This window comes from Afipia sp. GW823-FHT06G09 (genome assembly GCF_058794875.1).
On record NZ_JBXAHF010000004.1, the window covers coordinates 414,353 to 436,248 of the forward strand.

At 62.1% G+C, this 21,896-nt stretch carries 18 protein-coding genes; 12 read left to right on the forward strand and 6 right to left on the reverse strand.

What is annotated here, in order from left to right; genetic code table 11:
* The first annotated feature begins 29 nt into the window (after positions 1 to 29).
* The 5 genes from mmsB (at position 30) to AC1Q67_RS18805 (ending at position 5,484) form a co-directional block, all read left to right on the forward strand.
* The gene (mmsB, locus tag AC1Q67_RS18785; protein ID WP_492236804.1) at positions 30 to 914 is read left to right on the forward strand and encodes a 3-hydroxyisobutyrate dehydrogenase; all 885 of its coding nucleotides are present in this window, start codon (positions 30 to 32) and stop codon (positions 912 to 914) included.
* 9 nt (positions 915 to 923) lie between these two features.
* Positions 924 to 2,651 (forward strand): AMP-binding protein, encoded by a 1,728-nt coding sequence (locus AC1Q67_RS18790; protein WP_492236803.1) that lies wholly within the window; start codon positions 924 to 926, stop codon positions 2,649 to 2,651.
* Positions 2,652 to 2,836: 185 nt separating this feature from the next.
* A complete protein-coding gene (locus tag AC1Q67_RS18795; protein ID WP_024574636.1) occupies positions 2,837 to 3,301 on the forward strand; it encodes a MaoC family dehydratase in 465 nt (154 codons plus the stop codon).
* Between the two features lie 33 nt (positions 3,302 to 3,334).
* A complete protein-coding gene (locus tag AC1Q67_RS18800; protein WP_024574637.1) occupies positions 3,335 to 4,267 on the forward strand; it encodes an SDR family NAD(P)-dependent oxidoreductase in 933 nt (310 codons plus the stop codon).
* A 2-nt stretch (positions 4,268 to 4,269) separates the two neighbouring features.
* Complete coding sequence (locus tag AC1Q67_RS18805; protein WP_492236802.1) at positions 4,270 to 5,484, forward strand: BaiN/RdsA family NAD(P)/FAD-dependent oxidoreductase; 1,215 nt, start codon at positions 4,270 to 4,272, stop codon at positions 5,482 to 5,484.
* Here AC1Q67_RS18805 and AC1Q67_RS18810 read toward each other — a convergent pair.
* Both AC1Q67_RS18810 and AC1Q67_RS18815 read right to left on the reverse strand, forming a co-directional pair.
* The gene (locus AC1Q67_RS18810; RefSeq protein WP_492236801.1) at positions 5,481 to 7,301 is read right to left on the reverse strand and encodes an ABC-F family ATP-binding cassette domain-containing protein; all 1,821 of its coding nucleotides are present in this window, start codon (positions 7,299 to 7,301) and stop codon (positions 5,481 to 5,483) included. The genes AC1Q67_RS18805 and AC1Q67_RS18810 overlap by 4 nt on opposite strands.
* A 15-nt stretch (positions 7,302 to 7,316) precedes the next feature.
* Positions 7,317 to 7,775 (reverse strand): YaiI/YqxD family protein, encoded by a 459-nt coding sequence (locus AC1Q67_RS18815; protein WP_492236800.1) that lies wholly within the window; start codon positions 7,773 to 7,775, stop codon positions 7,317 to 7,319.
* A gap of 181 nt (positions 7,776 to 7,956) precedes the next feature.
* Between AC1Q67_RS18815 and AC1Q67_RS18820 the strand changes: the two genes are divergently transcribed.
* Entirely contained in the window at positions 7,957 to 8,754 is a 798-nt protein-coding gene (locus AC1Q67_RS18820) for a hotdog fold domain-containing protein (protein WP_492236799.1), read from the forward strand.
* Between the two features lie 1,069 nt (positions 8,755 to 9,823).
* Here AC1Q67_RS18820 and AC1Q67_RS18825 read toward each other — a convergent pair.
* Positions 9,824 to 12,202: a xanthine dehydrogenase family protein molybdopterin-binding subunit gene (locus AC1Q67_RS18825; protein WP_492236798.1), complete on the reverse strand. Its 2,379-nt coding sequence runs from the start codon at positions 12,200 to 12,202 to the stop codon at positions 9,824 to 9,826.
* Between the two features lie 205 nt (positions 12,203 to 12,407).
* Between AC1Q67_RS18825 and AC1Q67_RS18830 the strand changes: the two genes are divergently transcribed.
* Positions 12,408 to 13,481 carry a Ppx/GppA phosphatase family protein gene (locus AC1Q67_RS18830; protein WP_492236797.1) on the forward strand — a complete coding sequence of 358 codons (1,074 nt, stop codon included), beginning with the start codon at positions 12,408 to 12,410 and terminating at the stop codon, positions 13,479 to 13,481.
* An 87-nt stretch (positions 13,482 to 13,568) separates the two neighbouring features.
* Positions 13,569 to 14,273: an RlmE family RNA methyltransferase gene (locus AC1Q67_RS18835; RefSeq protein WP_024574644.1), complete on the forward strand. Its 705-nt coding sequence runs from the start codon at positions 13,569 to 13,571 to the stop codon at positions 14,271 to 14,273.
* 93 nt (positions 14,274 to 14,366) lie between these two features.
* Here AC1Q67_RS18835 and AC1Q67_RS18840 read toward each other — a convergent pair whose 3' ends face one another.
* The gene (locus AC1Q67_RS18840) at positions 14,367 to 15,830 is read right to left on the reverse strand and encodes an MFS transporter (protein WP_492236796.1); all 1,464 of its coding nucleotides are present in this window, start codon (positions 15,828 to 15,830) and stop codon (positions 14,367 to 14,369) included.
* A gap of 334 nt (positions 15,831 to 16,164) precedes the next feature.
* Here AC1Q67_RS18840 and guaB point away from each other — a divergent pair, with 334 nt between their 5' ends.
* The 3 genes from guaB (at position 16,165) to curA (ending at position 19,628) form a co-directional block, all read left to right on the forward strand.
* Positions 16,165 to 17,658 carry an IMP dehydrogenase gene (gene guaB / locus AC1Q67_RS18845; protein ID WP_492236795.1) on the forward strand — a complete coding sequence of 498 codons (1,494 nt, stop codon included), beginning with the start codon at positions 16,165 to 16,167 and terminating at the stop codon, positions 17,656 to 17,658.
* A 168-nt stretch (positions 17,659 to 17,826) separates the two neighbouring features.
* A complete protein-coding gene (locus tag AC1Q67_RS18850) occupies positions 17,827 to 18,450 on the forward strand; it encodes a hypothetical protein (protein ID WP_024574647.1) in 624 nt (207 codons plus the stop codon).
* 143 nt (positions 18,451 to 18,593) lie between these two features.
* Positions 18,594 to 19,628, forward strand: coding sequence for an NADPH-dependent curcumin/dihydrocurcumin reductase (gene curA, locus AC1Q67_RS18855; RefSeq protein WP_492236794.1), 1,035 nt, complete (start codon positions 18,594 to 18,596; stop codon positions 19,626 to 19,628).
* 168 nt (positions 19,629 to 19,796) lie between these two features.
* Here the strand turns inward: curA and AC1Q67_RS18860 are convergent, their stop codons facing one another.
* Both AC1Q67_RS18860 and AC1Q67_RS18865 read right to left on the reverse strand, forming a co-directional pair.
* A complete protein-coding gene (locus tag AC1Q67_RS18860) occupies positions 19,797 to 20,651 on the reverse strand; it encodes a metallophosphoesterase family protein (RefSeq protein ID WP_492236793.1) in 855 nt (284 codons plus the stop codon).
* A gap of 181 nt (positions 20,652 to 20,832) precedes the next feature.
* Positions 20,833 to 21,357: a hypothetical protein gene (locus tag AC1Q67_RS18865; RefSeq protein ID WP_492236792.1), complete on the reverse strand. Its 525-nt coding sequence runs from the start codon at positions 21,355 to 21,357 to the stop codon at positions 20,833 to 20,835.
* Positions 21,358 to 21,504: 147 nt separating this feature from the next.
* On the opposite strand from AC1Q67_RS18865, the gene AC1Q67_RS18870 reads away from it, so the two are divergent.
* Positions 21,505 to 21,852, forward strand: a complete 348-nt coding sequence (locus tag AC1Q67_RS18870) for a hypothetical protein (RefSeq protein WP_492236791.1) — start codon at positions 21,505 to 21,507, stop codon at positions 21,850 to 21,852.
* Positions 21,853 to 21,896 lie beyond the last annotated feature (44 nt).

A 21,896-nucleotide genomic window follows, 5' to 3' on the forward strand; every position in this document is an offset into this window, starting at 1 on the left:
TTCCGAAGCAACAATAACGAGGGTAGGAAATGGCAAACATTGCGTTCATCGGTCTCGGCAACATGGGCGGACCCATGGCGGCCAACCTCGTCAAGGCCGGGCACAAGGTGCAGGGCTTCGATCTTGTGCAGGCGTCCAGGGATGCTGCCAAGGCGGACGGCGTAGGCATAGCGGCGACTGCCCTGGACGCGGTGAAGGGCGCCGAAATCGTTGTCACGATGCTGCCTGCGGGCAAGCATGTTTTGGGCGTATGGAAGGAAATCATCCCGGCAGTCGGCAAGAACACGCTGATGATCGACTGCTCGACCATCGACGTGGAAAGCGCGCGTCTGGCGCATGCCCATGCCACCGAGCACAATCTGCCGTCGATCGATGCGCCGGTATCTGGCGGCACCGGCGGGGCAAAGGGCGCCACACTGACGTTCATGTGCGGCGGGACCGATGCATCTTTCGCGGCTGCCAAACCTGTTCTGGAAAACATGGGCAAGAAGGTCGTTCACTGCGGTGAAGCCGGTGCAGGACAGGCGGCCAAGATCTGCAACAACATGATCCTCGGTATTTCGATGATCGGCGTTTCGGAGGCTTTCGCGCTGGGCGAGAAGCTCGGCCTGTCGCATCAGGCGCTGTTCGATGTCGCGTCCACGTCGTCAGGCCAGTGCTGGTCGCTGACCTCCTATTGCCCTGTGCCGGGTCCTGTTCCGGCGTCGCCTGCGAACAACGAGTACAAGCCCGGGTTCGCCGCGGCGCTAATGCTTAAGGATCTGCGTCTGTCGCAGGAAGCCGCAAAGGCCGCGGGAGCGGCGACACCGCTGGGCGCCCATGCCGAAAGTATCTATGACGCGTTCGAGAAGGCTGGCCACGGTGGAGTGGATTTTTCCGGGATCATCAAGCATCTTCGCGGGCTGGCGAAATAGGATCTCTTGATGACAACATTCCGGGACGCGCGCGCTTTCCTGCTCAAGCATCGTACCGACTACGACAAGGCCATCGCGGATTTCCGCTGGCCGGATGAAAAGCAGTTCAACTGGGCGCTCGACTGGTTCGATGCAGGACTCGCGCGCGACTCCGAAAGCCGCGACCGCACGGCGCTGTGGATCGTGGACGCCGCGTCGAACAGCGAGACGAAACTGTCGTTCGCCGAATTATCACGGCGCTCCAACCAGACCGCGAATTTTCTCCGCGATCTCGGCCTGAAGCGCGGCGATCATCTCCTGATGCTGCTGGGCAATGTGGTGCCGCTGTGGGAGACCATGCTCGCAGCCATGAAGCTCGGCGTCATCGTCATCCCGGCAACCACGCTGCTGACCGCAGATGAATTGCGCGACCGTCTCAACCGCGGCAAAGCGAAGGTTGTCGTCGCCACGCAGGACCAAGTGGCGAAATTCGAGGGCCTTGGCGAGGACGATTTCACCAGGATTGTGGTGGCCGCTACGTCAGAGCACAAAGGCTGGCGCAAGTTCGAGGATGCGGCGAACTATTCCGAGAAGTTCGCGCCGGATGGCGTCACGAACGCCAGCGATCCGATGTTGCTCTACTTCACGTCGGGGACGACGGCAAAGCCGAAACTCGTCCTGCACAGCCATCGCAGCTATCCGGTTGGATCGCTGTCCACGATGTATTGGCTCGGCCTCCAGCCGGGTGACGTCCATCTCAACATTTCATCGCCGGGCTGGGCCAAGCATGCGTGGAGCTGTTTTTTCTCGCCGTGGAATGCCGGCGCGACGATCTTCATTGTCAACCAGCCGCGTTTCGACGCGAAGGGTCTGCTTGCAACGGTTGCACGCTGCGGTGTGACCACGTTGTGCGCGCCGCCGACGGTGTGGCGGCTGTTCATTCAGGAGCGGCTGGCGGACTACAAGGTATCGGTGCGCGAGGTCTGCGGCGCCGGCGAGCCGCTCAATCCAGAGGTCATCGATCAGGTCAAGGCGGCGTGGGGGCTGACCATCCGCGACGGCTATGGGCAGACCGAGACCACAGCGCTTGCAGGTAATTCGCCCGGCCAGCCGGTGAAGATCGGATCGATGGGGCGGCCGATGCCGGGCTATACGGTGCGTGTTGCAGATGCCGACGGAAACCCGGCGAAAGAGGGTGAGGTTCGCCTCGTCCTTGGTGCCGATCCTCCGGCGGGCTTGATGCTCGGTTATCAGGGTGACGACGGCAAGCCGAAGGGCGCGGACGGGGATGTCTACCAGACCGGCGACGTGGCGTTCCTCGATGACGACGGCTACCTGACCTTCGTTGGCCGCTCCGACGATGTGTTCAAGTCCTCGGATTACCGCATCAGCCCGTTCGAGCTGGAGAGCGTGCTGCTGGAGCACGAACTGGTGGCCGAGGCCGCAGTCGTGCCGACGCCGGACCCGATCCGTCTTGCGCTTCCGAAGGCCTATGTCTCGGTGGTTCCCGGCACTGCCATGTCCCGCGATACCGCGCTGTCAATCTTCCAGTACGTCCATTCGCGCCTCGCGCCATTCAAGCGCATCCGCCGGATCGAACTGGTGACGGAATTGCCGAAAACGATCTCTGGCAAGATTCGCCGCGTGCAGCTTCGCCGCCTGGAGCACGAGAACGACCGCAGGGATCCGCTGCGTGGTCAGGAATTCCGGGAAGAGGATTTTCCGGAATTGCAAAGCAGTCAGGGAGCGGCCCGGTAACGCGCCGGAGACTATTTCCAGGCGTATTTACCTTGCACAGTTTGTTTGAAACGGCATACGGACGCCGCACTCGACGAGGGCTAATGCCGTTCGTGCAACCGTGCCGGCCAGCAAATTTTGCTTGGCCGGACGGCTGATCTGTGGAATGTGCCAACACAGTTCGAATTTCAGCCGGGAGATGGTTCGTGGGCGCTGCGATGAATCTTGATGATTACCTGAAGCTCGTGGGCACAGAGCTTGGCGTTTCGGAATGGCATACGATCGATCAGAAACAGATCGACGCGTTCGCCGATGCGACCGAAGACTTTCAGTTCATTCACATCGACCCGGAACGCGCAAAGCGCGAGACGCCGTTTGGCGGAACCATCGCGCACGGATTCCTGTCGCTGTCGGTGCTGCCGAAGCTTGCGTATGCGACCATGCCGACTCTGAATGGCGCAGCGATGTCGATCAACTACGGCTTCGACAAGATAAGGTTTCTTACGCCCGTGCGTGCGGGCAAGCGCGTGCGCGCGCGTTTCGTGCTTTCCGAGGCGACCATGAAGTCGCCCAAGGAGTTGCTGGCGCGCACCAACACGACGTTGGAAATCGAGGGAGAGCCCAAGCCTGCGCTGGTTGCGGACTGGCTCGGAATGCACTTCTTCGCATAACGTATTTCTTTCCCCGAACGTTAAGGGACGATCATGGCAATCAGATTCGATGGACGTGTTGCGGTGGTAACCGGCGCAGGTGCAGGTCTCGGACGCGCGCATGCGCTGGGATTGGCGAAGCTTGGCGCGAAGGTTGTCGTCAATGACATGGGTGCGGCGCGCGATGGCAGCGGTGGTTCGGTCAGCCCGGCAGAAGCGGTGGTCGAAGAAATCCGCCAGGCCGGCGGCGAGGCGATGGCCGACGGTGCGGATGTCTCGAACTTCGAGCAGGTCAAGGAGATGGTCGCCCGCGCCTCGATGAAATGGGGAAGCGTCGATCTCATGGTGGCGAACGCCGGAATCCTGCGCGACAAGTCCTTCGCCAAGATGGAGCCGGAGGATTTCGCAAAGGTTATCGCCGTGCATCTGACCGGCACGTTCAACTGCTGCCGCGCAGTGTGGGAAGGCATGCGTGAGCGCAACTATGGCCGCATCGTCGTCACGACCTCATCGTCGGGTCTGTTCGGTAACTTCGGGCAGGCGAATTACGCTGCTGCAAAGGCCGGCATGGTCGGACTGATGAATGTCCTCGCCGAGGAAGGCCGCAAGACCAACATTCGCGTCAACACGATCTCACCGACGGCAGCGACGCGCATGACCGAAGGCCTGATCGGACCGGAAATCCTGGCGCTGATGAAGCCTGAAGCGATCACCCCGGCGGTGCTTTATCTTTTGAGCGAAGATGCACCGACCCGAACCATCATGGGTGCAGGGGCGGGCTCTTTCGCGGTCATCAAGGTCGTTGAGACCGAGGGTCTCAACCTGCCGCAGGATCAGTGGACGCCGGACGCCATCGCGGCGAACTTCGCGAAGATCGGCGACATGTCGACCGCGCGTGATCTCGGTGGCGCGTTCTTCCAGACCTTCAAATATGTGGAGCAGGCCGCAAAGGCAGCGGGTATCAAGCTGCCATCGATGGGCGGCTAAACTTGAATATTGCCGTCATCGGTGCCGGTCCTGCGGGACTGATGGCGGCTGAAGTTTTAGCGACAGGCGGCGCGCGGGTCACGATCTACGATCGTATGCCGTCGGTCGGACGCAAGTTCCTGATGGCCGGACGCGGCGGGCTCAATCTCACCCACAGCGAACCGCTGGATGCGTTCCTTCACCGTTATCGCGAGGCCACGCCGCATCTGCGTGCCGCCATAGAAGCGTTTCCGCCCGATGCGTTACGCGCATGGAGCGAAGCCCTCGGCCAGCCGACCTTCGTGGGTACAAGCGGACGGGTGTTTCCGCAAGCGATGAAAGCATCGCCCTTGCTGCGCGCATGGCTGCGGCGTCTCGATCAGTCCGGCGTGCAGTTGGCGCTTCGCCATCGCTGGACGGGATGGGATGCAAGTAACGCGTTGCAGTTCGAGGCACCCGAAGGCCTCAAGTCACTGAAACCTGATGCGACGGTCATTGCGCTCGGCGGCGCGAGCTGGCCGAAGTTAGGTGCAGATGGTGGCTGGATCGATTCGTTCAAGGCGAGGGATATCGAGATCGCGCCGCTGCGGTCTGCCAATTGCGGCTTCCGCGTTGGATGGTCGGATTTGTTCCGCGACCGCTTTGAGGGACAGCCCTTGAAAGGCGTTGCCTTGTCCTTCGGCGGACAGACGGTGCGCGGCGAAGCGACGATTACACGCGACGGCATTGAAGGCGGCGCGATCTATACGCTATCGGCCCCGTTGCGCGAGGCCGTGCTCGCGCATGGTGAGGCTGCTCTCCATGTAGCACTGCGGCCCGACCTTGCCATGTCCGATCTGACCGCGCGCGTCAGCGCGCCGCGGCAAAAGCGGTCGATGTCGACTTACTTGCGAAAAGCTGCGGGTCTTTCACCCGTTGCCATCGGGTTGTTGCAGGAAGCAGCAATCGCAGTTGGAGTAAATCTGTCTACGATGAGCTCAAAGGAACTTGCCGCCTTCATCAACGCCGTTCCCATCAAGCTCACCGGCGTCGCAGCTGTCGCTCGCGCGATTTCCACGGCAGGTGGAGTTTCCTTCAATGAGATCGATGCGAACTACATGCTGCGCAAGCTGCCCGGCGTATTTGTCGCCGGCGAAATGCTGGACTGGGAAGCGCCAACCGGCGGCTATCTGTTGCAGGCGTGTTTCGCGACAGGCGTTGCGGCGGGGCATGGCGCGCTGAATTATCTGAACGGTTAGACCCCGCTTTCGATTTCCTCGCGCAGCATTTCAAGCTCCAGCCACTTTTCCTCGGCGGCGTCGAGTTCGCCATGCGCCTTGGCGATTGCGGCGGACGCGGCATCGAATGCCTTGCGATCTTTCGTATAGAGCTCGGGATCGTCCAGCAGCTTCTGTTGCTTTGCGATCTCGGCCTGCAGCTTGGCCATTGTCTTCGGCAATGTTTCCAGCGCGTGCTTTTCATTGAAACTGAGACGGCGTTTCGATGACGCTACGGGTGCGGCGGTGGTGCTTTTCGCGGATTTTGACGTTTCGGCGGCCACCGCCTTAATGTTCTTTTCCTGCAAGTCCGCGCCGCGCTGCGCCAGCATATCGGAATAGCCGCCGGCATATTCGACCCATTTGCCGTTGCCTTCCGGCGCGATGACGGACGTGACGACGCGGTCGAGAAAGTCGCGATCGTGGCTGACGAGAATCACCGTGCCTTGATAGTCGCTGAGCATTTCCTCCAACACATCTAGCGTTTCAAGATCGAGATCGTTGGTGGGTTCGTCGAGCACCAGCAGATTCGAAGGCTTCGCCAGCGCACGTGCCAGCATCAGCCGCCCGCGCTCACCGCCCGACAGGACTTCAAGCGGGGTGCGCGCCTGCTCGCTGGCGAAAAGAAAGTCTTTCATATAGCCGATGACATGCTTGGGCGTGCCGTTGACCATGATGCTGTCGCCGCGTCCGCCGGTGAGTGCGTCGGCCAGCGTGGTTTTCGGATCGAGGCTTTCGCGATGCTGGTCGAGCGTCGCCATTTCGATATTGGCGCCGAGGCGGATGGTGCCGGTGTCGGGGGCATCGCCACCCGTCAGCAACCCAATAAGCGTCGTCTTGCCTGCGCCGTTGGGACCGATGATGCCGATACGATCGCCGCGCGTCACGCGTGTTGAGAAATCATCGACGATCTTGCGCTCGCCGTATGACTTCCCGATGTGCTTGGCCTCAATCACCAGCTTGCCGGATGTCTCGGCTTCCGCGGCGGCAAGGTTCGCCTTGCCGGCGGTTCCACGATAGTCGCGGCGCTGCTGCCGGAGTTCGAACAGGTTGCCGAGGCGCTTGACGTTGCGCTTGCGGCGGCCGGAGACGCCGTAACGCAGCCAGTGTTCTTCCGCGACAATCTTGCGATCCAGCTTGTGCTGGTCGCGCTCTTCTTCCGCCAGCACCTCGTCGCGCCATTCCTCGAACGCGCTGAAGCCCTTTTCGATGCGGCGTGTCTCGCCCCGGTCGAGCCAGACGGTGGAGCGGGAGAGGTTGGAGAGGAAGCGCCGATCATGGCTGATGATCACCAGCGCGCTGCGGCGGCTGGCGAGTTCGCCCTCTAACCATTCGATAGTGGTGAGGTCGAGGTGGTTGGTGGGTTCGTCCAGCAGCAGGATGTCGGGCGAGGGCGCCAGCACGCGGGCAAGCGCGGCGCGCCGGGCTTCGCCGCCGGAGAGATTGGCCGGATCTTCCGTGCCGGTCAGGCCCAGTTGCTCAAGCAGATACTGCGCCTGATAGTGGTCGTCGCCGGGATTCATCCCCGCTTCGACATAGGCCAGCGTGGTTTTGAAGCCGTCGAAGTCCGGCTCTTGCGGCAGATAGCGGATCGTTGCGCCGGGCTGCACGAACCGGCTGCCGCGATCGGCTTCCACAAGACCCGCGACGATCTTCAGCAGCGTCGATTTGCCGGAGCCGTTGCGGCCGATCAGGCAGACGCGCTCGCCTGCCGAGACGGCAAGCTCGACACCGGACAACAGCGGCGTGCCGCCAAAGGTCAGTGCGATATCTTTCAACTGGATGAGGGGAGGCGCCATGTCGTCGCGGTGCTCTTACTTCTGTTGCGCGCGCTGGATGCGGCGGATGGTCTGGTCGAGGGCCGACAGGAACGCCGAGCGGTCGCGCGGCGAGAACGAACGCGGCCCGCCGGTGACTTCGCCGCTGGAGCGCAGGTCGGTCATCAGGTTGCGCACTGCCAGCGTCATGCCGATCGATTCCTCGGAGAATGGCTTGCCGTTGGGCGCGATCACATCGGCTCCGGCTTTGACGCATCGCGCTGCCAGCGGAATGTCCGATGTGACGACGATATCGCCTTTTTGCGCGCGTTCCGCAATCCAGTCGTCGGCGGCATCCATCCCCGAGCCTGCGGCGATCCGCTCGATCAGCGGATGGTTCGGCACGCGGATGAAATTTCCTGCGACCACGCTGACGGGCAGCCGATGCCGCTCCGCGACGCGGTAAATCTCGTCCTTCACCGGGCAGGCATCGGCATCGACATAGATGCGGGTCATGGGATCAGGTCTTACCCTTTGGATTGGCAAAAGTTCGGCAGGCGGATGCTGGTAGCCCAGACTGGCCGAAATGGCGAATGGAACGCGCGGCGGTCGTGCAAGGCATGCACGGGCACGACTTGCCTTGGGCCGGCCATTGCGTACCATCTCTCCAATTAACGCAGAAAATCCGAGGAAACTGATGACCGCGCTCAAGCCCTACAGCGTCCACGCCTACAATCTCGCCAAGAATTCCGAAAACAAGATGCACGACGACCAGGTCGCGCGCCGCTTCGGATTTCAGGGCGGCCTGGTGCCCGGCGTCGATGTGTTCGCCTACATGACCCACATGCCGGTGGCGAAATGGGGCCGGCCGTTTCTGGAACGCGGGTTGATGGACGGCCGCTTCTTCAAGCCGGTCTACGACGGCGAGACCGCGGTTGTAACGGCGGAAGAGACCGGTGACGGTCTTGCCATCAAGGTGGAGAGCCGCGGCGAACTGTGCGCGTCCGGCACGGCCTCAATGCCGTCCGATACGCCGAAAATTTCGCTCGGGGATTTCCAGATCGCCGCTGTCGCCGGCAAAACTGCTCCCGCCAGCGAGCAAACCTATCGAACCGGCAAGTGGCTTTCGATTCCGCCGTTCAGGCTGGGCGCGGAAGGCTCTGCGGAGTATCTGCGCGATGCTCGCGAAACCGATCCGATCTATGCGAATGAGAAGATCGTTCATACCGGGATGCTGCTGCGGACCATGAACTGGGCGCTGATGGAAAACGCCATCCTCGGTCCGTGGATTCATGTCGGCAGCACCATCCGTTATCTGGCGACGGCGGCAGTCGAAGACGAGCTTACCGTGCGCGCGAAGGTTACCGGCAACTACGACCGCAAGGGCCACAAGTTCGTCGAGCTGGATGGCGTGATCGTCGCGAATGGCTCAAAGCCGATCGCGCATTGCCAGCATGTGGCGATCTATCAGCCGCGCGAGACAATGGCAGCGTAGGTTCGTTCATTCTTGCGTGGGTTCGAGGATCATCAGGCATCTATCAGACATCGCGTAGTCTCTCTCCACGTCGTTTCCGCGCAGGCGGGGACCCACACTCCTTAAGTCATCGACTTGAGGGAGATGCTGGAGCAATCTTCTCGCTGTCACCACGGCCTGTGGTGGTTATGGGTCCCCGCCTTCGCGGGGACGACGACTGAGTGTGATGCGACAGCGTGCCTCGCTTCGGCTCTTCCAGATTCAATTTTCAAACAGCATGCGCGTGTGGGGCTTGCCCCATTCGCGCCAACGAAAGGCGTGCGCAATCGCTCTCGCGCTGAACCGCGCGAGGTGAGATTTGGCTTTGCCCCTGTAAAGCGAGGGGCATGGAGCGCCGCAAGGCGCACCTTTGTATCGTTTCGCTTCCGGCATCGCGTGCGAAGCGATGGTCTTCCGAAAGCGCATCGCCTTGCGGCGCTCCATTGCGGCGATTTTGGGCGAGGGGACCGTACTTCCGGGTGCGGACGGGGGAGGTACTCGACCCCTGATCCGGACGGCTTTCGCCGCCTTCGTCCGCTCCGCGTCCAGCCGGCGAACGGCAGAGCCACGTAGTTGGCCCGGACGGTGACCCCAGCCTCCCGGACGCGTGTGTGCGAGACACGCGCGCAGGCGCCGCATCCTGCTCCGCCTTGAAGACGCCTCTAGAAAGCGCCCCTCACGAACAGAACACGACGAACGTAAGCGCGGTACGGAGCGCGGGGATACGTATCCCCATCACGAAATGTTGCAGCCCGTCATTGCGAGGAGCGAAGCGACGAAGCAATCCAGTCTGCGACTTGCGAGCGGTTCAGAGCCGGGCGTGAGATCGCTGGATTGCTTCGCTTCGCTCGCAATGACGATCGTTACCATTGAGGCTTTGCGCACAATCTTTCCTCGTCATCCTGAGGTGTGAGCCACACTTGCGGCGAGCCTCGAAGGGCGACGGTTAAGAGGCACGAATGCGCCGTCATCCTTCGAGCAGACCGGTCAGTCAAGGTCTGTTGAACCAGCTCTCGCAAGAGCTCGCACCTCAGGATGACGGCTTCATTGACTACGCTGACTTCTTCGCCTTGCGCCCATCCTGGATCGCGCGCCAGACTTTTTCCGACGTCAGCGGCATGTCGATGCTGGTCACGCCTTCATCCGACAGTGCATCGAGCACGGCGTTGACGATGGTCGCGAGGCTTCCGGCGCAGCCGGCTTCGCCGCAGCCCTTGGTACCGAGCGGATTCGATGTGGCGGGCGAGGGATGGCTGCCTAGCGTCATCGACGGAATATCGCCCGCGCGCGGCAACGCGTAGTCCATGAAAGAGCCTGTCACCGGCTGACCGTTGTCATCATAAGTCACGCATTCCATCAGCGCCTGACCGATGCCTTGCGCGACGCCGCCGTGAATCTGTCCGGCGACGATCATCGGATTGACCACGGTGCCGAAATCGTTGACGCCGCTGTAGCCGACGATCCGCACATTACCGGTGTCGGGATCGACTTCGACCTCGGCGACGTGACAACCGTTGGGAAACGTCGAGGGCACGCCCTTTATGGTGTGGTCGACATCGAGCGAAGCAGGCACCCCTTCAGGCATTTTCGAGTCCCGCAGCTTCGAAGCGAGTTCCATGATGCCGATGCCGCGGTCGGTGCCGGCAATCGTAAAGCGGCCGTTCGCGAATTCCATGTCGCCTTCGGAGGCCTCGAGGACATGCGCGGCGGCCTGCTTGCCTTTCTCGATGATCAGCTTCGAAGAGGCGACGATCGCAGCGCCGCTGGCCGTGATCGAACGCGAGCCGCCGGTGCCGTTGCCGGAATGAACGATGTCGCTGTCGCCCTGCGTCAGCTTGATGGCATCGAACGGCACGCCAAGCTGCGCCGCGAGCACCTGCGCGAACGGCGTCGCATGGCCCTGGCCGTAGTCGAGCGTGCCGGTGATGAGCCTGACCGTTCCATCCGGCTCGAACACGATCTTGCCGAGTTCGGCGCTGGGCGGAGCGGTGATCTCCAGATAAGAGCCGACGGCGATGCCGCGCAGCTTGCCGCGCTTGCGACTTTCCTTCTTGCGTTTGGCGAAGCCCGCAACATCGGCCTGTTCGACCGCCTTGCCGAAGACACCGGGGAAGTCGCCGCTGTCGTAGGTGAGACCATTCGCAGCCGCGTAAGGAATCTGCGCGGGCTTGATGAAATTGCGCTTGCGGATCGCAAGGCGATCGATGCCCATCTCATCGGCGGCGCGGTCGATCAGCCGCTCCATGAAGTAGTTGGCTTCCGGGCGGCCCGCGCCGCGATAGGCGCCCATCAGCGTGGTGTTGGTCAGCACGCATTTGATGTCGACGCCGATCAGCGGCATGCGATAGACGCTGTTGATGTTCTTGGCGATGTTGAGCGACAGCGGCAATGGTGCGACGCCTGTGATGTACGCGCCGAGATTGCCGTAGCCGCGCACGCGCACGCCGAGGAATGCGCCATCGGCGGCAAGCGCGAGTTCGCAATGCACGTCCTGCGCGCGGCCGTGACTGTCGGAGAGAAAGCTGGTCGAGCGCTCGTCGGTCCACTTCACCGCGCGGCCGAGTTCCCGCGCGGCATGCAGGATGCAGATATATTCGGGATAGTTCGCGTTCTTCATGCCGAACGATCCGCCGACATGGTGCGTCCGCAGATGAACCTTGTCGTTCGGCACGTTCAGGGTTTTTGCCAGCGACGTGCGGTTGCCGGCGACGCCCTGCGTCGGGATTTCGATGGTGAAGCGCTCGGTTTTTTTGTCGTAGCTGGCAAGCGCCGCGCGCGGCTCCATCGCGACCACGGCGAGGCGGGTGTTGACGATGTCGAGACGGGTGACGTGAGTTGCTCTTGCGAACGCGGCATCGAGCGCGGCGTCGTCACCGGCATGATAATCGAGCACGACGTTGCGGGGTATGTGATCGTAGAGCAGCGGTGCGCCGGGTTTCGCGGCGTCCTCGGCGCTGGTGACCGACGGCAGCGGCTCGATGTCGACCACGACGGATTCACCGGCGTCGCGCGCCTGCGCCAATGTTTCGGCCACGACGAAGGCAACCGGATCGCCGACAAAGCGCACCTTGTCAGTCATCAGCGGCAGGCGGTTGGTTTGCATCAATGGCGAGCCGTCGCGGCTTTTCATCGGCAGGCCGACGGTGAAAGGGTTGTATCCGGCGCTCGCGAGGTCCTTGCCGGTCCACACCCCAAGCACGCCGGGCATGGCGCGTGCCGCCTCTGTGTCGATGCCCTTGATGACGCCGTGGGCGTGGGTGCTTCGCACGATCCAGGCATAGGCCTGGCCCGGCAGGCTGATGTCGTCGGTGTAGGTTCCCTTGCCCCGCACCAGCGTATCGTCTTCCTTGCGCCGGACCGGTTGCCCGATCCCAAATTTTTGCAGTGCGATATCGTTCTCGGAGGAGACACGGGAGGGGTGATCGAGCATGAGAAATCCGCTGAAAACACGGTCTGGCGACGGAAAATCGCACTCCGGCCGTAGGGTGTGGGCTGCATGTTAAACTTAAGACGCCTGAATCGCAGCCACAATGCGTGATCGGGTATGCTGCGGTTGCGCCGGGCACGCACGCTGTTAAACTTTATTTGAACAGGATTGCCGTGGCGTGACGTTCGCGCCGCAGAGATGGACTTTCATGAATGAGGACGTGCGGTTGCACGACGGTCGCGAACCGTCTGTCAGCCCGCCAGTACCGGTTTCCGAGGAGGCGCATGGCCGTGGGCAGATCCGCGTTCAGGGCGGACCTGCGGCCTATGCCGCCCTCGATCTCGGCACCAACAATTGCCGCCTGCTGATTGCGCGCGTCTCGAATGACGGGTTCCGCGTGATCGACTCGTTCTCCCGGATCATCCGGCTCGGAGAGGGCATCTCGACCACGGGCCGCATTAGCGACGCCGCCATCTCCCGCGCGGTCGGCGCTTTGAGCGTTTGCGGCGACAAGATTCGCGCCAAGGGCGCAAAGCGGCTGCGCACCATCGCCACTGAGGCCTGCCGCGCCGCCGACAACGCCGATGCGTTTCTCGACCTGATCGAGCGCGAGACCGGCATCAAGCTTGAAGTGATCGATCGCGAGACCGAGTCGACGCTGGCGGTGATCGGCTGTTCGCCGCTGCTCGATGCCAATGCGAAGGGCGCGATCCTGTTCGACATCGGCGGCGGTTCGACGGAAGTGGTGCGGATCGAGCGTCCGGCCGGCGAGCCGCATGCGCCGCCCTTGAAGGGACCGTGGATTTCACTGCCGCTCGGGGTGGTCACGCTCGCGGAGCGTTTCGGCGGCACCCATGTCAGCCGCGAATCCTACGGCGCGATGGTCGACGAAGTCGCGCACCATCTTGCGCCGTTCGCAGCCAGCCACGGCCACGATCTGTCCGGCATGCATCTGCTCGGCACCTCCGGCACGGTGACAACGGTGGCGGGTATTCATCTCGGCCTGTCGCATTACGATCGGCGCAAGGTCGACGGCTTGTGGATGGACGATGACGAGATGGATCGCGCCATCACGCGGCTGCTCGACATGACCTATCATGACCGCGCGCGCAATGCGTGCATCGGCGCCGAGCGGGCCGATCTCGTCCTTGCCGGTTGCGCCATCCTTGACGCGATCCGCAAGGCGTTCCCGCTGCCGCGCCTGCGCGTCGCGGACCGAGGCCTGCGTGAAGGCATGCTGGTGGAAATGATGCGGGCCGACGGCGCGATCCTGGCCTGCTAAATCCGTTCAGATTTCGTGACGGCGCGGCGGAAACGTCGTAAGGGGTGCGTGAGCGCATTTGCTCTTATTCGGATCGATCCAACTCCCATGGCGAAAGACACCACCGGACGGCTGCATGTGACGGTCAAGAGCGGCGGCAAGCGCAAGCTGTCGTCGAAACTCTGGCTGGAACGTCAGTTGAACGATCCCTACGTCACGCAGGCCAAGCGCGACGGCTTTCGCTCGCGCGCCGCGTACAAGCTGCAGGAGATCGACGACAAGCACCGCTTTCTCAAGCGAGGGCAGGTGGTGGTCGATCTCGGCGCTGCGCCCGGCGGCTGGAGCCAGATCGCGGCGAAACGCGTCGGCTCGGCAGAGGGCAAGGATAACGGGAGGGGCAAGGTCGTCGCCATCGATCTTCTCGAGATGCCGGAGCTTCCCGGCGTGACTTTCGCGCAGATGGATTTTCTCGATGAGCACGCGCCCGACAAGCTGCGCGCCATGATCGGAGGCGGCGCGGACGTCGTGATGTCGGATATGGCCGCCAACACTACGGGTCATCGCAAGACGGATCAGCTGCGCATCATCGGCCTGGTGGAGAATGCGGCGGCCTTCGCCTGCGAAATCCTCAATCCGGGCGGGACTTTTCTCGCCAAGGTCTTTCAGAGCGGCGCCGAGGCCGATCTGCTGGCGCAGCTCAAGCGGGACTTCGCCACGGTGAAGCATGTGAAGCCCGCCGCCAGCCGGCAGGATTCATCCGAGCGCTATGTGCTGGCGCTGGGATTTCGGGGGACGAACACGGCTTCCGCTTAAGCGTCATTCCGGACGGCCGATCCGGAATCCAGAGAGTTTCTGAACGAGGGAGATATTGCTTTGCAATCGCCCCGGAATGACGTGTTCTGAAACTTACCCCAGCTTATGGTCGCGCGCGTCCTGCGTCGATTCCGCTGCCGCGGCTTCCGCCGCCTGCGGAGTCTCTATCGCTGGAATCTTGTGTCCCGAGATTTCGTGACCGGCATCCTCGGGCAATTTCCAGAATGAGTAAGCCGACAGAGCCGACAGCACCGCGACGATCAGGAACGCGGGCCAGAAGTCGTTCGCGCTGAGTTCGACGGAATGGTTTGCGGCCATGGTCGTTTCCACCGCAAACGCGCCGACCGCGACGCCCGCTGAAATCGCGAGCTGCTGGTTGACGCTGACCAGCGTGGTCGCGCGGCTCACCTCACCGGACGTAACTTCGGCGTAGGCCATGGTGTTGATCGCGGTGAATTGAAGCGAGCGGAAGAAGCCGCCGACCACCAGAATGATCATGATCAGCAGCAATGGCGTCGATGGCGTGAACAGGGCGCAGGCGGCGAGGAAGAACGAACTCACCACCGCGTTGATGACCATGATGTTGCGGAAGCCGAAGGTGCGGATGATCCGCGCGGCAAGAGTCTTCATGCCGAGCGCGCCGACCGCGGAGGCAAATGTCACCAGACCCGACTTGAACGGCGACAGACCGAAACCGACCTGCATCAGGAGCGGCAGCAGGAACGGCAGTGCGCCAATGCCAAGGCGGTACATGAAGCCGCCAGTCAGGCTGGCGCGCAACGTCGGATGCCTGATCAGTGTGAAATCCAGCACCGGCGATGCGGTCCGCTTGGCATGATACAGATAGAGCCCCATGCTTATCGCGCCGCCCATGATCAATCCGACGACGATTTGCCATGGCAGCAGGCCGAGACCGGCGACCGACAGCCCGAAGGCGAGACCGGCAACGCCCAATCCTGCAAGGACCAGCCCGACCACGTCAAAGCGTTCGGGATTCTCGCTCTTGATCGGGTCGATGTACTTCAGCGCCATCCAGATGCCGAGCAATCCGATCGGAATGTTGATCAGGAAGATCCAGTGCCACGAGAAGTAGGTGGTGATGAAACCGCCGAGCGGTGGCCCGATCACGGGGCCGATCAGCGCGGGCACAGTGACCCACGCCATCGCGTTGACCAGCGCGCGCTTGTCGATGGAGCGCAGCAGCACCAGCCGCCCGACCGGCGTCATCATCGCCCCGCCGATGCCCTGGATGATGCGCGCGATGACAAAATCGGTGACCGACGTGGACAGCGCGCAGCCGATCGAGCCGACCATGAACACGCCGATGGCGACGCTGAACACCGCCCGCGCGCCGAAGCGGTCCGCGGTCCAGCCGCTTGCCGGAATGAAAACGGCGAGCGAGAGCAGATAAGATGTGATCGCGAGTTTCAGCGTCAGCGGGCTGGTGCCGATATCGGCGGCGATGGCCGGGAGCGATGTCGCGATCACCGTCGAGTCCATGTTTTCCATGAACAGCGCGCAGGCCACGATCAGCGGTATCAGGCGTTCCTTCTGCATTTCTTCGGCTTCTTGGAAGGATTTAGGAGACGACGGGCACGAAGGGGAATGTTTGTCCTAGATAGGCCCCTTTTGCCAGTCTGGCGGGCCGATAAACTCGCGGTGCGCGGACCCGTTCCGGGTAAGGCTATTGTTAGAGGGGCTATTGCAGATGTCCCATGCGTAAAAACCTCTGATTTTCGAGCGAAATGCTTTGAAACGTCATGGGGGCGTGCTATCGACCACCGCCAACCCCATTGATGGGCTTCGATTCGAGCGACGCGTTAGCGGACCGCTCGATTTTGCACATCCTGAGGTTTTTACCGCAGCCGCAGGCTGCCGAACGGAGTTGGCAATGGCAAAGCAGTTGGGTCAGGGTATCCGCGAAGCATTCACATTCGACGATGTGCTGCTGAAACCCGGTCTGTCCGACATCCTGCCGTCCGACGCCGATGTGCGAACCCATCTGACCCGCGCCATTCCGCTCAACATTCCGATCATCGCCTCGGCAATGGACACCGTCACCGAAGCTTCCATGGCGATTGCGATGGCGCAGTCCGGCGGCATCGGCGTGATCCATCGGAATTTCGAAGGCGACGGCCAGGCCGCGCAGGTCCGTCAGGTCAAGAAATTCGAATCCGGGATGGTGGTGAACCCGCTTACCATCGGCCCCGACGCCAAGCTGGTCGATGCACTGACCCTGATGAAGGATCACGGCATCTCCGGCGTTCCTGTCGTCACCGGTGGCGGCAACGGCCAGCCGGGAAAGCTGGTCGGCATTCTGACCAATCGCGACGTCCGCTTCGCGACCGATCCGGAGCAGAAGGTTTCGGAATTGATGACGCATCAAAACCTCATCACGGTGAGGGAGGGCGTGAGCCAGACCGAAGCCAAGAAGATGCTGCATCAGAACCGCATCGAAAAGCTGCTGGTGGTTGATGACCAGTATCGCTGCGTCGGCCTTATCACGGTCAAGGATATGGAAAAGGCGGTGGCCTATCCGCTCGCCTCAAAAGATGCACAGGGGCGTTTGCGCGTCGCTGCCGCCACCACGGTCGGCGATGCCGGGTTTGCGCGCACCGAACGGCTGATCGAGGCCGGAGCCGATGTCATTGTCGTCGATACCGCGCACGGTCATTCGTCGCGTGTGCTGGAAGCGGTCAATCGCATCAAGCGGCTGTCGAATGCCGTACAGGTCATTGCCGGCAACGTCGCCACCACGGAAGCCACGCAGGCGTTGATCGATGCCGGTGCGGACGCCATCAAGGTCGGCATCGGGCCGGGCTCCATCTGCACCACGCGCATCGTTGCAGGCGTCGGCGTTCCGCAACTCACCGCGATCATGGACTCGGTGGAGGCTGCGAAGAAGGCGAACATTCCGGTGATCGCAGACGGCGGCATCAAGTATTCCGGCGATCTTGCCAAGGCGCTCGCCGCCGGTGCGGACGTCGCGATGGTCGGCTCGCTCTTGGCCGGCACCGACGAGACGCCGGGCGAAGTGTTCCTGTGGCAGGGCCGTTCCTACAAGGCCTATCGCGGCATGGGCTCGGTGGGTGCAATGGCGCGCGGCTCCGCCGATCGCTACTTCCAGCAGGACATCAAGGACACGCTCAAGCTCGTGCCGGAAGGCATCGAAGGGCAGGTGCCTTACAAGGGGCCGGTCGCCAACGTACTGCATCAGCTCGCCGGCGGCCTGCGCGCCGCGATGGGTTATGTGGGCGCGAAGGACATCCAGGACTTCCACGACAAGGCGGAGTTCGTCCGCATCACGGGCGCGGGTCTGCGTGAAAGCCATGTCCACGACGTCACCATTACGCGCGAAAGCCCGAACTATCCTGGCGGTAGCTAAATAAGCCCGCCTGATTTCGGCCCCATCGGCCTGTCAAAACGCGCTACACTCGTGCGGCAGTCCTGCTGCTTCGCGCGCATACTGGACGCACGTGTTTCAACGCCTCACGTCCATTGAACCGGCCGGACCGGCCGCAATGTGCCCAACATTTCAGAAAAGAAGAACATCATGGTTGACTGGACAGACGACAGGATTACCGCGCTCTCCGATCAGGATCTGAAAAACCTGCTGGTCAACGCTGAGCGCAGGTCGGTCGCGGATGTCGCCGATAAGTGCAAGGCTGAGCTTGAGAAGCGCAACGCCGCCAAGCCGCGCAAGGCATCGAAGCCGCGCTCGGAGCTAAAGGAGTTCGAGCACTCGGTGTCGGAACAGCTTGCCGAAGTCGGCAAGGAGATGGCGGCCAAATACGATCTGTCCGAGGAGACGGCGAAAGCGAGGTCGGAAGGCGTGAAAGGCTTCAAGGCGCACCGGCTGCTGGACTCGAAAGGCTACGCCAAGCTCGGCGGCATGCAGCGCGACGGATCGGTCGCCATCGAGCGCTACATTTCCTATCGCCGCGGCGACAGCACGGCGTATCTCGGGGTGTTTCTCCTCAAGGATGCACCGGCGGAAGATCACGAATTTCATGTGATCGCGCCGCAGGCATTTCTCGATGGCGGCAGGCCGGTGGCCGAAATCCGCCCGACCGCCACGGACAAGCAAAAGCAGGCGGCGGATAGCGGCCTCGCATTCAAGGACCTGACGAGCGCGGCAGCGGCGTTCGACAAGGCGCTGGCCAAGCTCACGGCCTGACGGCATCGGCCTCGCCATATAGATTCTGTTTTAAACGGGAGGAGCGGTATGGATGCCATGCCGCTCCTCTCGCGTTTGTGCACATGGCAATGCGCGGTCCTCTCGGCTAAATAACGTCCACGTTCATAAACCGAGGAAACAACATGTCCCAGTCAGCCAAGCGTATCGTGCTCGCGTCCCGTCCCGTCGGCGAACCCAAGCCGAGCGATTTTCGCCTTGAGGATTATCCGGTGCCGGCACCGGGCGAGGGGCAGCTCCTGCTGCGCACGATCTGGCTGTCTCTCGATCCTTACATGCGCGGCCGCATGAGCGACGGGCCGTCGTACTCCGCGCCAGTGCCGATCGACGGCGTGATGGAAGGCGGCACGGTGGCCGAGGTGGTTGCGTCGAACAATCCCGGCTTTGCCAAGGGCGACATCGTGCTCGCGCATTCGGGCTGGCAACAGTACGCGGTGTCGGATGGCAAGGGGCTGCGCAAGATCGATCCGAAGATCGCGCCGATCTCGACCGCTGTGGGTGTGCTCGGCATGCCCGGCATGACCGCCTACACCGGCCTGCTCGAAATCGGCAAGCCGAAGGCGGGCGAAACGGTGGTGGTCGCTGCTGCGTCGGGTGCGGTGGGTTCGGCGGTTGGTCAGATTGCGAAGATCAAGGGCGCGCGCGCTGTCGGCATCGCGGGCGGCAAGGACAAGTGCGATTACGTCAAGAACGAACTCGGCTTCGACGACTGCCTCGACCATCGCGATCCGGACCTGAAGGCCAAGCTGAAGGAGGCCTGTCCGAAGGGCATCGACGTTTACTTCGAGAACGTCGGCGGCAAGGTGTTCGATACGGTGTTTCCGCTATTGAATCCGTTCGCGCGGATTCCGGTGTGTGGACTGATCGCCGATTACAACACCATCTTCGGCAAGGACACGCCGACGCCACCCTGGGCGAATTCGATCATGCGCGCCATCTTGGTGAAGCGCCTGACATTCCGCGGTTTCATCGTCAGCGACTTCGCGGCGATGTTTCCGGATTTCATCCGCGACATGTCGCAGTGGCTCAAGGAAGGCAAGCTCAAGCACAAGGAGTTCGTCACCGAAGGTATCGAGAGCGCGCCGGAGGCGTTCATGGGCCTGCTCAAGGGCGCGAACTTCGGCAAGCAACTCGTGCGCGTCGGGCCCGACAAGGTTTAACGCGGCTTCACCTCTCCCGTGGGGAGAGGTCGGATCGCTCTTGCGATCCGGGTGAGGGGGTACGCTCTCTCGATAGATTCTACGCCCTCACCCCAACCCTCTCCCCACGGGAGAGGGAGTTGCATCGCATGTGCATCGAATGCGGTATTTCAGTTCAGACATTCAAGGTCACGCCACCGTCGAGGGCTCCGGCACCGAAAACAGATCGAGATTGATCTGTCCCGCCGCGCGAACGTGGCGAACTTCAAAACCGTCCGGCTGGAAGACATATTCCACCAGCCCGGTTTCCTTGATGCCGATCAGTTCCTGCTTCGCGTTGGACCGGATCACGAATGACGTCGACGGCGCCCAGATGTGCCGCACGTTGCCGAAGGTGAAGTCCCGGCGCTGATGGACATGGCCGCAGGCGACCAGCCGCAGGTCTGCGCCGCCGAACATCGTCACCAGATCGCTGCGCGCGGGCATCGGCACATAGCGGAACGATGTCGCCGAGATCTCTTCATCGCCGGGAGAGTCCTTGTACAGCGGCTTGTGAATGAACAGCGCCACAGGCTTGCCCCGCGCTGCGGACAATTGCCCGGCGAGCCATTCGCGCTGTTCGGCCTCGCAGGATAGTGAGGTGTTCATCACCAGCGAGTTCAATCCGATGAAGCACCAGCCTGCGGCGTCGAACTGCCAGTGATCCTCGCCGAACGCCGCGATGAAATTCTGCCGGTTAGCCTCGGACGCGCGCTGTGCCGGCTGCTCGCCGACCATCGTCGGATTGTCGCCGATGTCGTGATTGCCCGGAAGATACCGGCAATCGACGGGCAGTGCGTCGTGAAGGGCTTTTGCGAAATCGAGATCGTCCGGATGATCCGGCCCGTCGAAGGCGACGTCACCGCTGTTGATGACGAGATCGGGCCGGTTGTCGTCGATGTGTTGACTTACGCGATGAAAGTTTTCGACGAACTCGGGAAACCTTGCGCCGAGATGCGTATCGGTGATCTGGGTCAGGCGGAAGCTGGGCTTTAAGCTGGACATGGCGTGACTCCTTTGTGGAGCAAACTACACGCTGCGCATGTCAGTGAGATGGCTGATGAATTTATGCAGTACGTTTAAAACGCGCGGAGAAAATTGGAAAATTTTTAGGTGATTGAAGTGAGTCCGAGTTGAAAATATCGTCGTGCAAATGCTTCGGTCATGAAATTCTGGCGCCGGTGCCTCACAGCACGCGGTAACGGATAGCGAAGGTGTCGTCCGGCATTCCTCGTGCCGTCTCAGAGCGCGCGCCGGAAATGACGCGATCGACCATGTGCCACGGGCCGAACTCGTCGGACGGGCTGGGGTTCGGCGGCAGCCGCAGCTTGAAGGCGCGCTGCGCCTCGCCGGGCAGGCTAAGGATGACCATGCGCTCCGAGGTGCGGAACTTCAGCGGGACGTGGCCGCGGAGCACGGCGCGTCCGTCTTCGGTCGCACGCAGGTCGCCGTCGAGCTGAGCGAGCGTCTGGTTGAGATCGGTCAGGAGTTCGACCTGCGCATCGCGCTTCAGGTCGGTTCTGGCCATGGCTGGCGGCAGCCGGATTTCAAATTCCACGGCCGGCGCCCTGGCCATGACGCCGAGATGCGTCAGCGCCGCAGTGCGCAGGCTGAAGGCGCCGGCAGCCAGTGCTCCGATCATGAGAACGACGCCGAGGCTGCGCACGGCGACGCTGCGGAGAGTTGTCATGCCCTTTGTTGTGTCGGTCATCTCAGCACCCGGTCTGACCCTGAAAATGGAACTTCTGAGCATTGGTCGTCGTTGTCTGTGGACAGGTTCACAGTCCGCCGGGAATGATTTTCCTGGCGGGCAGAGGCTGCTCAGGCGCGGGCTGCGCTGAATTTTGGGGTATTTCAAATGATGATTCAGATGATTCTGCTGCCGACATTCGTTCTGGTCGGCCTGACATTGCTTGTCCTGTTCTGGCGCGGGCGCGATGGGTCAAGGCCTGCCGTGGATGGGGACTGGTTCGGTTATCATCTCCACACGCTGTTTTATGTGGTGGTCGTGCTGGCGATCGAGACCCGGCATGCCGACCTGATCATGGTCTTGTTGGCCTGGGTGTTCGTGGCGCTGCAGGTGTTTCAGGCCGGATTTCTGGTCACCACTGCGAATGCGCGCGGATCGCTGTTTTTCATCTCAGGGGCGCTGGTCCTGCTGGCCATGTGGCTGTATTTCGCCATTCGCGTCTTGTTTCTCATCTGAGACGCGGCTAGGTCAGGCGTCTGTTCTCTGATCTTGCATGCCTG